At 60.2% G+C, this 12,249-nt stretch carries 14 protein-coding genes; 12 read left to right on the plus strand and 2 right to left on the minus strand.

The features are described from left to right. Positions 1-269, minus strand: a 269-nt coding sequence (locus tag BN2503_RS17785) for a transposase (RefSeq protein WP_199445276.1), incomplete at its 3' end; no start/stop codon positions are given. A 420-nt stretch (positions 270-689) separates the two neighbouring features. Between BN2503_RS17785 and BN2503_RS17790 the strand changes: the two genes are divergently transcribed. From BN2503_RS17790 to BN2503_RS17835, 11 genes are all read left to right on the plus strand, one after another. Next, the gene (locus tag BN2503_RS17790) at positions 690-1,025 is read left to right on the plus strand and encodes a PepSY domain-containing protein (protein WP_054257951.1); all 336 of its coding nucleotides are present in this window, start codon (positions 690-692) and stop codon (positions 1,023-1,025) included. A 56-nt stretch (positions 1,026-1,081) separates the two neighbouring features. Continuing rightward, positions 1,082-1,678, plus strand: coding sequence for an undecaprenyl-diphosphatase (locus tag BN2503_RS17795; RefSeq protein WP_054257959.1), 597 nt, complete (start codon positions 1,082-1,084; stop codon positions 1,676-1,678). Positions 1,679-1,747: 69 nt separating this feature from the next. Then, entirely contained in the window at positions 1,748-2,530 is a 783-nt protein-coding gene (locus BN2503_RS17800) for a COG4705 family protein (RefSeq protein ID WP_054257952.1), read from the plus strand. A gap of 35 nt (positions 2,531-2,565) precedes the next feature. Continuing rightward, positions 2,566-3,018 carry a hypothetical protein gene (locus tag BN2503_RS17805; protein WP_054257953.1) on the plus strand — a complete coding sequence of 151 codons (453 nt, stop codon included), beginning with the start codon at positions 2,566-2,568 and terminating at the stop codon, positions 3,016-3,018. Between the two features lie 16 nt (positions 3,019-3,034). Further along, positions 3,035-3,793 carry a COG4705 family protein gene (locus BN2503_RS17810; protein ID WP_054257954.1) on the plus strand — a complete coding sequence of 253 codons (759 nt, stop codon included), beginning with the start codon at positions 3,035-3,037 and terminating at the stop codon, positions 3,791-3,793. Between the two features lie 39 nt (positions 3,794-3,832). Next, positions 3,833-4,384: a cytochrome b gene (locus tag BN2503_RS19700; protein ID WP_074930469.1), complete on the plus strand. Its 552-nt coding sequence runs from the start codon at positions 3,833-3,835 to the stop codon at positions 4,382-4,384. 31 nt (positions 4,385-4,415) lie between these two features. Next, entirely contained in the window at positions 4,416-5,081 is a 666-nt protein-coding gene (locus tag BN2503_RS17815; protein ID WP_054257955.1) for a response regulator transcription factor, read from the plus strand. Continuing rightward, positions 5,057-6,409: a sensor histidine kinase gene (locus BN2503_RS17820; protein ID WP_054257956.1), complete on the plus strand. Its 1,353-nt coding sequence runs from the start codon at positions 5,057-5,059 to the stop codon at positions 6,407-6,409. Before BN2503_RS17815 ends, BN2503_RS17820 begins: the two co-directional genes overlap by 25 nt. Before the next feature lie 28 nt (positions 6,410-6,437). Next, on the plus strand, positions 6,438-6,872 hold the full coding sequence (locus BN2503_RS17825; RefSeq protein ID WP_054257960.1) for an EamA family transporter: 435 nt from the start codon (positions 6,438-6,440) through the stop codon (positions 6,870-6,872). 142 nt (positions 6,873-7,014) lie between these two features. Beyond that, positions 7,015-7,575: a recombinase family protein gene (locus BN2503_RS17830; protein WP_054257961.1), complete on the plus strand. Its 561-nt coding sequence runs from the start codon at positions 7,015-7,017 to the stop codon at positions 7,573-7,575. 4 nt (positions 7,576-7,579) lie between these two features. Next, positions 7,580-10,546, plus strand: a complete 2,967-nt coding sequence (locus BN2503_RS17835; RefSeq protein WP_054257957.1) for a Tn3 family transposase — start codon at positions 7,580-7,582, stop codon at positions 10,544-10,546. Positions 10,547-10,631: 85 nt separating this feature from the next. Here the strand turns inward: BN2503_RS17835 and BN2503_RS17840 are convergent, their stop codons facing one another. Further along, complete coding sequence (locus BN2503_RS17840; protein WP_054257958.1) at positions 10,632-11,603, minus strand: DNA-binding protein; 972 nt, start codon at positions 11,601-11,603, stop codon at positions 10,632-10,634. A gap of 102 nt (positions 11,604-11,705) precedes the next feature. Between BN2503_RS17840 and BN2503_RS20275 the strand changes: the two genes are divergently transcribed. Next, positions 11,706-12,122, plus strand: coding sequence for a hypothetical protein (locus BN2503_RS20275; RefSeq protein WP_139235603.1), 417 nt, complete (start codon positions 11,706-11,708; stop codon positions 12,120-12,122). Positions 12,123-12,249 lie beyond the last annotated feature (127 nt).

The raw sequence follows: 12,249 nt of genomic DNA on the forward strand, positions 1-12,249 counted from the left end.
CGAGGCACCTCGATGGGCAACTCGCCGAAATCGCCCTTGAGGGTCTTCCTGCTCTTGCCGTTGCGGGTGTTGCCAGCGGGGTTGGCCACCGCCTCGTTGCGTTCATGGCCCAGGTGCTCAGTCAGCTCAGCGTCCAAAGCTCGCTCGACCAGCAGTTTGGTCAACTGCTTGAGCAGGCCGTTCTCGCCGATGAGGTCTTCAGGCTTCTTGTAGTTAGCCAGCAGGCCAGACAGCAGTTCTTCGGGTACGTCGTGTTTCTTGGTGCTCATGGTGCTTACGGACAGGCCGGCTTGCGCCGGCGTTGGATTGTCCGTTTACACAAAATTCTGCACACCCTCGCTACAGGCGGAAAAGGCCCAGATGACAACAGAACTTCAGCTAGCCCGGGACGAGGCAAGCACCTGGAAAGCCAAGTTTGACGAGCGCAGCAACGATATGTTTGCAGTGCTCAATGAACTTCGGGATCGTTTGCCACCCAACACCAGCGAGACAGCTATTCAGGCTGCTAGACCTCGAAGGGCCAGGCACAAACGCTAGATGGGGTCGTCTCAGAAAACGGAAAATAAAGCACGCTAAGCCATTGGCAGCAATCTCCGACGATAACGGTGACGGCTTGGCTCAGTGGCAGCTAAGTCTGCCTGCGTAACTTCTCCACCGTGCAAATCCCTGCACTCTTCTGGAGAAGCATCATGTACCGCTACACCAAACTTTCCTTGCTGGCCATCGCCATTGCCACGACCGGTGCGGTCGCTTATGCCGCCAAGGGCGGCATGGAAAACGACGCCATGGCGATCACCAGGGCCAAGATTCCGCTCACCCAGGCCGTCACCGTTGCCGAGCAGCACGCCAATGGCAAGGCATCGCGCGCCGAGTACGAAAACTCGAAGCAAGGCTGGGTCTATGACGTGGAAGTCGTCAGCGGGGCCAAGGTCTTCGATGTCCGGGTCGATGCCGACAAGGGTACCGTCATCTCATCTGCCGAGGACAAGGCGGATCACGATGACGACCACGACAAGCAAGACTGACCGCCTGCCAGTGTGGCCGGATCGCGCATGACGCCGTGATCCGGCCCGGAGACTTTATGGAACAGCTCAACCAAACATTCTTCCTATGGCTCAACGCGCCTGAACACCCGAATGCTCTGGTGGTGACGCTGGCTACCTTCTTTGCGGAATGGCTCATCTGGGTCGTCCCGATTCTGATCGGCATCGGCTGGCTGCGCGGCAATGTGAACACCCGCAAAGCGCTACTAGTCGCTACCGCATCCGGCCTGCTTGGGTTGCTGATCAACCAAATCATCGGCCTGGCTTGGTCGCACCCCCGGCCTTTCATGATCGGGCTGGGTCATACGCTCATTCCCCATGTTGCCGACTCGTCATTCCCCAGCGATCACCTGACGCTGTGGTGGTCGGTTGCCGTCAGCTTTCTGCTACAGCGAGGACTGCGAAGGGTTGGTGTCGCTTTGGCACTGCTTGGCCTCCCCATCGCCTGGTCGCGCATCTACCTGGGGGTTCACTTTCCACTGGACATGCTTGGTGCCATCGCGGTCGCATCGCTCAGTGCCGTGCTGACGTTGCACGAAGCACGGTGGTATCTGGGGCCGATCTACCGGCTGGCGACCCGTATCCATTGCTTGTTGTTCGGCAGGCTGATCGCGCTGGGATGGGTGCGCGAGTGAGCCTATGGATGGGCTAAGTCTGCCCGCTCAGACTGGCTGCCATCCCTTTCACCCCGGCAGGAGAACACCATGAACAATTTGCCCACCGCCAGAGCAAGCGACTGGCTCAACAAAGTCCCTGAAGTCACGCTGTCGTTCTGGATCATCAAGATCATGTCCACGACGGTGGGCGAGACGGGGGCCGACTTCCTGGCGGTCAACGCGGGCTTTGGCCAGGGCTTGACGCGCACCGTCATGGGTGCGTTGCTGGCAGTCGCCCTGTTCACACAACTGCGCACCCGCCGTTACACCCCTTGGATTTACTGGCTAACGGTCGTGTTGGTCAGTGTGGTCGGTACCCAGATCACCGACCTGTTGACCGACGGCCTGGGCGTCAGCTTGTACATCAGCACTTCGGTGTTCGCCGTGGCGCTCGCCGCGATCTTCTTTGTTTGGTATCGGGTCGAACGTACCTTATCCATCCACGACATCGTGACACGCCGCCGGGAGCTGTTCTATTGGTCAGCCATCCTCTGCACGTTTGCGCTTGGTACCGCTGCCGGCGATCTGGCGACCGAGGCATTGGGCTTGGGCTTTACCTGGGGCGCAGTCGCCTTCGGCGCGCTGATCGGCATTACCTATGCCGCCTGGCGTATGGGTGGCAACGCCGTGCTGACCTTCTGGATCGGCTACATCCTGACCCGTCCCTTCGGCGCTGCGCTCGGCGACCTGCTGACGCAAGCCAAGACCTACGGTGGCCTCGGAATGGGGGCTATGTGGACCAGCGCCCTGTTCCTCTCAGTCATCGTCATGCTGGTGGCCGTTGCGCAGTTCAGTATGAACGCAGGTCGCGCCACCCAAGCCGCCGAATAACTCTCTTCCCAATTCCAAATTCCCAAGGAGAAATCATGCTCAATCAGCACTCTATCGCCCGCCTTGCCGCCGCCGTGTCGGCGGTGGCGCTCGTGGCTTTGGCCACTGGCTGCTCCAAGCCTGCCGACCAAGGCGGCGCAAGCACCGCCCCTGCACCGTCTGCCAACGCCAGCACGGTATCGCAGGGCAAGGCCATCTCCAAGTTGGGCGACCTGACTGCATTTCGCAGCATCGCCACTGACGTGGCCGCCATCGTGGACAAGGGTGATCTGCCCGCCGCCAAGACCCGCATCAAGGATTTGGAGGTGGCCTGGGATTCGGCCGAGGCCGGACTGAAACCGCGCGCTGCCGACGACTGGCATGTGCTCGACAAATCCATCGACAAGGCGTTGTCAACGTTACGTGCCGATGCACCGAACCAGGCCGATTGCAAGGCCGCGATGGGTGCCCTGCTGAAAACCTTCGACACGCTCGAAGGCAAAGCCTAACCTGGAGGTATGCTCCATGAAAACATCCACTGAACACGCCTTGGCCAAGGTGCCCGAAGTCACGCTGGGATTTTGGATCATCAAAATTGCCGCCACCACGCTGGGCGAAACTGGCGGCGATGCCGTCTCGATGTCCATGAACCTGGGCTACTTGGTTGGCACCGGCATTTTCGCGGCGATCTTTCTGGCCGCCGTCACTGCGCAGATCAAGGCCAAGAGTTTTCACCCCTTTTTGTACTGGGCCACCATCATTGCCACCACCACGGTGGGCACGACGTTGGCCGACTTTGCGGATCGTTCGCTCGGAATCGGGTACGCGGGCGGATCGAGCTTGCTGCTGGGCTTGCTGCTGGGCTCGCTCTTCGTCTGGTATCGCACCCTGGGTTCCGTATCGGTGAACACCGTCAGCTCGCCCAAGGCGGAAGCGTTCTACTGGCTGACGATCATGTTCTCGCAGACGCTGGGTACGGCGCTGGGCGACTGGACTGCCGACACAGCGGGCCTAGGCTACACGGGGGCTGCGGTCGTATTCGGCAGCTTGCTCGCCCTGGTGGTGGTGGCCTACTACTGGACTAGCGTGTCACGCACTCTGCTGTTCTGGGCGGCCTTTATCCTGACTCGCCCACTGGGAGCCGTGGTTGGTGACTTTCTGGACAAGCCGCTGAGCGCTGGAGGTTTGGCGCTAAGCCGCTATTCGGCGTCGGCTGCGCTGCTCGCCTTCATGCTGATTGCAATCCTATTGTTCAGACAGCGGGCAGCCCGGACGGCGCATTGAAAATACGGTCATCCCAGCCAATATGCAGGAAACAACGTGATGAGTAAAAGTCCTGATCAATATGACAAAGTCAGCAAAGCCTTTCATTGGATTACGGCGGCGATTGTTGTCACTGCATTTGTATTAGGTCCTGGCGACTTTGGGCGAATAGTTGATGGCGGAGTCGATCCAGGCACACGAAATGACATCGTTTGGCATGAATCTTTGGGTGTCGCCGTGTTTGTGCTCACATTCTTGCGCTTGATTTGGGTTGCAGTACGTCCTAGTGCTCCGCAACATCAGATGTCGGCATGGATGTTTGGCCTTTCCCGATTGGTGCATTTCGCGCTGTGGGCGTTGCTTTTTTCGCTGCCGATTTCTGCGTTGCTGTATCTGGGAAGCGAATCTCATCCTTTGACGTTATTAGGCGGCATCCGAATTAACGTGTTCCCCTTTATTGGGAATTCTTATTTTTCCAACCTTGCAGATTGGGGCGATATTCACAAACTGCTTGGTGATGTCATCATATGGTTGGCAGGCATTCATGCGCTGGCTGCCATATATCACCACATCAGACTAAAAGATAAAGTTCTTGTCTCGATGTTGCCGTAATGCGAGCGCAACAATTTCAAGAGGAGGTGGAATGCGGGTATTGCTGGTCGAAGACGACCCTATGATCGGTGAAGCCATTCAGGGCGCGTTGAAGGATGCGTCCTACGCCGCCGACTGGGTGAAAGATGGGCAGGCCGCTCTCACGACATTGGGTTGCCAGCACTACGACTTGGTGCTGCTCGACCTGGGTCTGCCAGGCAAGGATGGGCTGGAGGTGCTGGCCAGCATCCGCGCCAAGGACAACCCGGTTCCCTTGCTCATCATCACGGCGCGTGATGACTTGGATGCTCGTCTGCGCGGCCTGGACGGCGGGGCCGACGACTACGTGTCCAAGCCGTTTCAGATGGCAGAACTGCTGGCTCGGATGCGCGCCGTTCTGCGGCGCAAAGGTGGCATGGCTACGCCCACACTCACCAATGGCGTGGTGTCGCTCGATCCGGCCACAAAAGAGGCCAGCGTTAACGGTGGCTCCTCGGTGCAACTGTCCAACCGGGAGTTCTCATTGCTGCAAGCCCTGCTGGTTCGGCCGGGAGCCATCCTTTCGCGCAGCGAGTTGGAAGATCGCATTTACGGCTGGGGAGAAGAGGTCGAAAGCAATGCCGTTGAATTCCTGATACATGCGCTGCGACGCAAGCTGGGCAGCGAGGTCATCAAGAACGTCAGGGGGGTTGGATGGATGGTCTCAAAAAACGTTTAAACGAATCGGTTCAGCTCAAGCTGTCCTTCATCCTGTCGCTGGCCATCCTCGTGGTGGCCAGCGTAGCGGGCATCTTCTCGTACCTGTCGGCCTTCGACGAAGCCCATGAGCTACAGGACGATGTGCTGCGCCAGGTCGCGCAGCTCATGGATCGGCAGCGCCTGTCCCCCCCCCCGCCGACGACCAATGCCCGTCCCAAAGATGCCGATGAAGAATCTCGCGTGATCGTCCAGCGCTTGGGCGAAGCCAAGCAATCTGAGGCCAGCCTGGATGCAGGCAACACGCTTGCCCTGCCGACGACACTGGCTGATGGGTTGCACACGCTGGAGGTCGGTGGCGAGTCGTTCCGCGTGCTGGTCAAGACCACGGCAGCCGGTGAACGCATCGCCGTGGCGCAGGAGGCGGGCTTTCGCAATGAAATCGCCCGCGATGGAGCGCTGCGCTCAGTGATGCCTTTCCTGATCCTCGTGCCAGTGCTGCTGCTGATCGTTGCCGACCTGGTGCGCAAGATGTTCCTGCCCATTGCGGCACTTTCCAAAGAAATCGACCAGCGGGCAGAGCAGGAACTGCACCCCGTCGAAGACCGCCACCTTCCGGTTGAGGTGCGCCCGTTTGCCGTGGCCATCAACCGGTTGCTCGCCCGCGTCGGCCAGTCTATGGACTCTCAGCGCCGATTTGTGGCGGATGCTGCGCACGAGCTGCGCTCGCCGTTGACCGCCCTTTCGCTGCAAGCGGAGCGGCTGGCAGATGCGGAAATGTCCGGCCTGGCACGTGAGCGACTGACGGTCTTGCGCCAAGGGATTGAGCGCGGACGGAGCCTGCTGGATCAACTCCTGACCTTGGCCAAGGCGCAGTCAGCCACTGACACGCCGAAGTCACCGGTATCTGTCCAGAGCATCTACCGCCGTGTGCTGGAAGACCTCATGCCGTTGGCCGAGGCCAAGCACATCGACATCGGGGTCGAAGGCACGCAAGACGCCGAAGTGTGGGCCAGCGAGCTGGACATGATCGCCGTGGTCAAGAATCTGGTCGATAACGCCATCCGCTACACGCCAGAGGGCGGGAGGGTTGATCTTTCCATGGGTATATTGGAAGGAAAAGCCGAGCTGCGTGTTCAGGACAGCGGGCCTGGCATTCCGTTGGCAGAACGGGATCGGGTTTTTGATCCCTTCTACCGCACACTGGGCAGCGAGCAGATCGGTTCGGGTCTCGGGCTTTCCATCGTCCAAACGATTGCCCATCGCATCGGTGCAGAAATCAGCCTCGACTTCGTGGATGAAACTCAGCAAACCGGCTTAAAGGTTTCCGTTATCGTGCCCATGAAGTAATGACTTGAGATACGAGGAGTGCAGCGAATTGCTTACTTCAACTGGTTGGTTCTATTGGGCACTCCTGTCGGCAGTGTTTGCGGCGCTGACGGCGATTTTTGCCAAGATGGGCATTCAGGGAGTTGATTCCGATCTGGCTACCTTGATCCGAACGGCCATCATCATCGTCGTCCTGTCGGCGTTTGTCGCCTACACGGGAAAATGGGCCAACCCTTTGGAGCTGTCACCCAAGACATGGCTTTTCCTCGGGTTGTCCGGCTTGGCCACCGGCGCTTCGTGGGTCTGCTACTTCCGGGCGCTCAAGATCGGCGAAGCATCAAAAGTTGCGCCTGTAGACAAGTTCAGCCTTGTGCTGGTTGCTGTGTTTGCGTTCACGTTTCTTGGTGAACGCCCGTCGCTCCGCGAGTGGTCTGGTATTGCGATGGTCGCTGGTGGTGTTTTGTTACTGGCGTTCAAGCGCTAATGCGTCAGCTTGAGCTATACCCTATCCTGATGTCAGGAAGGGCCGCCTGACATCGTCAGAATAGAGTTGATATTTGTATTTCTTGACACATACAACGAAAGGTCATAGATTTCTTCCTGACACTTTCGTATTGGGAGGCATCTTGCAGGGTCAACGCATCGGCTACGTCCGGGTCAGCAGCTTCGACCAGAACCCGGAACGGCAACTGGAGCATGTCGAAGTCGGCAAGGTGTTCACCGACAAGGCGTCGGGCAAGGACACGCAGCGGCCCGAGCTTGATTCGCTGCTGGCCTTCGTGCGCGAAGGCGACACCGTGGTGGTTCACAGCATGGATCGCTTGGCGCGCAACCTTGATGACTTGCGTCGCCTTGTGCAAAAGCTGACCAAGCGCGGCGTGCGCATCGAGTTCGTCAAGGAGAGCCTGACCTTCACCGGCGAGGATTCGCCGATGGCGAACCTGATGCTGTCGGTCATGGGGGCGTTCGCCGAATTCGAGCGGGCCTTGATCCGCGAGCGACAGAGGGAAGGTATCGCGCTCGCCAAACAGCGCGGAGCCTACCGGGGCCGCAGGAAAGCGCTGTCGCCCGAACAGGTAGCCGATCTACAGCAGCGTGCCGCCGCCGGTGAACAAAAAGCGAAGCTGGCCCGTGAGTTTGGGGTGAGCCGGGAGACTCTGTATCAATACTTGAGATTGGATCAATAGAGATATGCCGCGTCGTTCCATCCTGTCCGCCGCCGAGCGGGAAAGCCTGCTGGCATTGCCGGACACCAAGGACGAATTGATCCGTCACTACACGTTCAGCGACACCGACCTGTCCATCATCCGGCAGCGGCGCGGGCCAGCCAATAGGTTGGGCTTCGCTGTACAGCTTTGTTACCTGCGCTTTCCCGGCATCATCCTTGGCGTCGATCAGCCGCCGTTTCAGTCCTTGTTGAAACTGGTTGCCGACCAGCTCAAGGTCAGCGTCGAAAGCTGGGACGAGTACGGGCAGCGGGAGCAGACCCGGCGCGAGCACCTGGTCGAACTGCAAACGGTGTTCGGCTTCCAGCCGTTCACCATGAGCCACTACCGGCAGGCCGTCCACACGCTGACCGAACTGGCCATGCAAACCGACAAGGGCATTGTGCTGGCCAGCGCCTTGATCGACCATCTACGGCGGCAGTCGGTCATTCTGCCTGTCATCAACGCCGTTGAGCGGGCCAGCGCCGAGGCGATCACCCGCGCCAACCGGCGCATCTACGACGCTTTGGCCGAACCGCTGTCGGACGCACATCGCCGCCGCCTCGACGATCTGCTCAAGCGCCGTGACAACGGCAAGACGACCCGGCTGGCCTGGCTGCGCCAGTCGCCCGTCAAGCCGAACTCGCGGCACATGCTCGAACACATCGAGCGTCTCAAGGCGTGGCAGGCACTCGACTTGCCATCGGGCATCGAGCGGCTGGTTCACCAGAACCGGCTGCTCAAGATCGCCCGTGAGGGCGGCCAGATGACGCCCGCCGACTTGGCCAAGTTCGAGCCGCAGCGGCGCTACGCCACTCTGGTTGCGCTGGCCATCGAGGGCATGGCCACCGTCACCGACGAAATCATCGACCTGCATGACCGCATCCTGGGCAAGCTGTTCAACGCCGCTAAGAACAAACATCAGCAGCAGTTTCAGGCATCCGGCAAGGCGATCAACGCCAAGGTGCGGCTGTTCGGGCGCATTGGTCAGGCGCTGATCGAGGCCAAGCAAGCAGGCTGCGATCCGTTCGCCGCCATCGAGGCCGTCATGTCCTGGGATGCCTTCGCCGAAAGCGTCACCGAGGCGCAAAAACTCGCGCAACCCGAGGACTTCGATTTCCTGCACCGCATCGGCGAGAGCTATGCGACCTTGCGGCGCTACGCGCCGGAATTCCTTGATGTGCTCAAGCTGCGGGCTGCGCCCGCCGCCAAGGATGTACTCGACGCCATCGAGGTACTGCGCGGCATGAACAGCGACAACACCCGCAAAGTGCCCGCCGACGCGCCGACCGAGTTCATCAAACCACGCTGGCAGAAGCTGGTCATGACCGACTCCGGCATCGACCGGCGCTACTACGAGCTGTGCGCGTTGTCGGAGATGAAGAACGCGCTGCGCTCCGGCGACATCTGGGTGCAAGGCTCACGCCAGTTCAAGGATTTTGAGGACTACCTGGTGCCGCCCGCGAAATTCGCCAGCCTCAAGCAGGCCAGCGAATTGCCGCTGGCTGTGGCCACCGATTGCGACCAGTACCTGCATGAGCGGCTGACGCTGCTGGAAACGCAGCTCGCCACCGTCAACCGCATGGCGCTGGCGAACGCGCTGCCGGACGCCATCATCACGGAGTCCGGCTTGAAGATCACGCCGCTCGATGCGGCAGTGCCCGACACCGCGCAGGCGCTGATTGACCAGACCGCGATGATCCTGCCGCACGTCAAGATCACCGAATTGCTGCTGGAGGTGGACGAGTGGACGGGCTTCACCCGGCACTTCGCGCACCTGAAATCGGGCGACCTGGCCAAGGACAAGAATCTGCTGCTGACCACGATCCTGGCCGACGCGATCAACCTGGGCCTGACCAAGATGGCCGAGTCGTGCCCCGGCACGACCTACGCCAAGCTCGCTTGGCTGCAAGCCTGGCATATCCGCGACGAAACGTATTCGACAGCGCTAGCCGAACTGGTCAACGCGCAGTTCCGGCATCCGTTCGCCGGACATTGGGGCGACGGCACCACGTCATCGTCGGATGGCCAGAACTTCCGTACCGGCAGCAAGGCCGAGAGTACCGGCCACATCAATCCGAAATACGGCAGCAGCCCAGGCCGGACGTTCTACACCCACATCTCCGACCAATACGCACCGTTCCACACCAAGGTGGTCAATGTCGGCGTGCGCGACTCGACCTATGTACTCGACGGGCTGCTGTACCACGAATCCGACCTGCGGATCGAGGAGCACTACACCGACACGGCGGGCTTCACCGATCACGTTTTCGCGCTGATGCACCTGCTGGGTTTTCGCTTCGCGCCGCGCATCCGTGACCTGGGCGACACCAAGCTCTATATCCCGAAGGGCGATGCCGCCTATGAGGCGCTGAAACCGATGATCGGCGGCACGCTCAACATCAAGCACGTCCGCGCCCATTGGGATGAAATCCTGCGACTGGCCACCTCGATCAAGCAGGGCACAGTGACTGCCTCACTGATGCTGCGCAAGCTCGGCAGCTACCCACGCCAGAACGGCCTGGCCGTCGCCCTGCGCGAGCTGGGGCGCATCGAGCGCACTCTGTTCATTCTGGACTGGCTGCAAAGCGTCGAGCTGCGCCGCCGCGTGCATGCCGGACTGAACAAGGGCGAAGCCCGCAACGCCCTGGCCCGCGCCGTGTTCTTCAACCGGCTGGGAGAAATTCGAGACCGCAGTTTCGAACAGCAGCGCTACCGGGCCAGCGGCCTCAACCTGGTGACGGCGGCCATCGTCTTCTGGAACACGGTCTATCTGGAACGTGCCGCGAATGCCCTGCGCAGCCACGGTCAAGCCGTCGATGATGCCCTGTTGCAGTACCTGTCTCCGCTAGGCTGGGAGCACATCAACCTGACTGGCGATTACCTCTGGCGCAGCAGCGCCAAGATCGGCCCGGGCGAGTTCAGACCGTTACGGTCGCTGCAACCGGCTTAGCGTGCTTTTTTTCCGTTTTCTGAGGCCAGAGTAGGGCGGCCAGGGCAGGGGACAGCGGGGTAGGGTGCCGCACCACCCGGCTTGCCTACCGCAGCGATCGACGCTTGGCCACCTGCTTGACTGGTGCGCGCATCAGTGGCCGCGCCACGCCTTCTTTGGCCTTGGCCAAAGCATCCGCCAAACTCTTTTCAAGGGCCTGGACGCGGCCTTTCATTTCAGCCAACTCCAGCCTTGTGGCGCCCAGTGCCTCTTCGGCGGTGCTGGCGCGCTTGCGGTAGGTCGTGAGTTCCACTTCCTTGCTCTGCATCGCCGTGGCCAGCTGCTGGCGAAGCTCTCTTTCTGAAGCGCGGGCCTGTTCGATCTGCATCTTGGCAAAGCGTGACTCGCCAATGAAGCGCTCCGCCTCGCGCTGACGATCCGATCGCTCCGCTTCCAAGTCGCGAGAAAACTGCCGCTCGGCCTCCTGGCGTGCGCTGGCCTCGGCTTGCGCCTTTTCACGCCACTGCGCGAGGGAAGTTTGGAGGCCATCAATCTCCACCGACATAGCCTCGGCGCGCATCTGCGCCTCTTGCCTGCGCTCAGCCTCGGCCTCCAGCCGGGTGCCCATTTCCTTTGCTTGCTCTTCAGCCAGCTGCCGGTTGCGCAGTGCATCGCTTGCCTCGGCCTGCGCCAGCTTGACGGACTCGGCGGCTTCCTGTCGCTGCGCCTGCAGTTCATCGTTCGCCTTGGCCAGCGCCAAGTCCCACAGGCCACTCAACGCCTCGGCGTACCGATCCAGCAGATCCTGGGGAAGAAACGGCGCACTGACCTTGGCGCGCATGCGGTCGCGCAAGTCGGCCCAGAACTGGCGTAGGTCGCTGTTGATATCGGTCAGCGATCCCTGGCGCGTGTGATCCAGCACGACCTTGGCAGATGGGTAGATCCCATGCTCCAGAAAAAGCAGGCTCGCCACCAGCCTGGTCTTGTCTTTTCGTGTGGCGGTGCCAGGCAACCTGGCCAGCGCCTCATCGATGGCTTGGCGCACCTCATCTGTGGCGATCGGCGTTTTTTCCTGCATATGCGGTCTCCAAGAGGGCGTTTTGGCCAATTTTAACCGATTACGTAGCGCGTTACGCAGTACGGATTACGTTATGGAAGGTACTTTTTTGATCTTGTTTTTATGATTATCTCCATTATCGTAAGTTCTGCGGTAAGATCTGATCGACCCAAAAATTTTCCCGTTCAACGCATAGATAATGGCCTCGGCGCCGCCCTTTCCTATCCCAGGGATCCGCTTGGAAAACAAGGACTTACCCAGATGAGCACCGCGCAGGAACCGGCCGAAGTGTCCAACTGCTTGACACATGCGACCCCGCCAAAGCCACGCACTGGCGCGCTGGCGGATAAGTTGCGCCTCAAGGGCTGGTCGATGAGCAGCGCCGCGCTTTACCTGGGTGTTTCGCGCCAGCGTCTGTACACGGTGTTCGCTGATCCCGGCCGCGCGAGACTTTGGGATTGCGCAATTGAAGGCATGCCCGCGTGCACACCGGAGATCTCTCAGTCACTGCAGGGGGTCTCCTCGTTTTCAGTGCAATAAGTGACGGTACGCAAAGCTAGCACTGGCGCGGGGGTGGTCTGGGTAGACCGTTGATTTCATTGACTTTCCTGTTCGCTTTGTAAACGGGTATGGTGGCCTCCCACTTTTGAGGTTCACGATGCAGGGT

Source organism: Paenacidovorax caeni (genome assembly GCF_001298675.1).
GTDB lineage: Bacteria > Pseudomonadota > Gammaproteobacteria > Burkholderiales > Burkholderiaceae_C > Paenacidovorax > Paenacidovorax caeni.